Origin of the sequence: Vibrio genomosp. F10 str. ZF-129, assembly GCF_000287055.2 — a bacterium.
Classification (GTDB): Bacteria; Pseudomonadota; Gammaproteobacteria; order Enterobacterales; family Vibrionaceae; genus Vibrio.
In genome coordinates this window covers 1-610 of the sequence record NZ_AJYQ02000015.1, presented here as the reverse complement: position 1 = coordinate 610, position 610 = coordinate 1, and the positions used below count along the sequence as shown (strand labels likewise).

General features: G+C 42.3%; 1 protein-coding gene. It reads left to right on the top strand.

The window, feature by feature from the left end; all coding sequences use genetic code 11:
• Nucleotides 1-53 precede the first annotated feature (53 nt).
• The gene (locus A1QO_RS02240; protein WP_017039965.1) at nt 54-584 is read left to right on the top strand and encodes a GNAT family N-acetyltransferase; all 531 of its coding nucleotides are present in this window, start codon (nt 54-56) and stop codon (nt 582-584) included.
• Nucleotides 585-610: the final 26 nt, after the last annotated feature.

Below are 610 nucleotides of genomic sequence, written 5' to 3'. Positions count from 1 at the left end.
TTTATTTGCCGCTTAGCAGAGCGTTAGTTTGCTTCAAAGAATAGGGAAGTATCGTGGAAGAAAAACGAATTAGTATTAGACCAGCAAAATCAAATGAACTGGAATCAATCCATGCTTTGGTTACTTCAAACGATGCATGGACTCAGTTTAATGGTCCATATTTTCCGTACTCTCACCCTTCATTAAAGCAGTTTGAAAAGTCTTCGTTTCAACGGTTACTAGTCGGCTCAGATATACAGTTAATCACTGTCGATGATACTCCGATAGGGACAGTCAGTTGTTATTGGGAATGTGAAGAAACTCGCTGGCTTGAAGCTGGTGTGGTGATCTACGATTCCAAATTCTGGGGGCAAGGTATCGCTGCGTTGGCTCTTCCTCAATGGATATCATACTTGTTCAAAAATAACACAATCGAAAGGGTCGGTTTGACAACATGGTCAGGCAATCCGCGCATGATGTCTCTGGCGCTGAAGTTGGGTTTTCAACAAGAAGCAAGGCTAAGAAAAGTACGTTACTATGAAGGCGAGTATTACGATTCAGTGAAATATGGGGTGTTGCGTTCGGAGTGGCAAGAACGCAACTAACAAAGCATTTAAGAGTGATTCGCAAC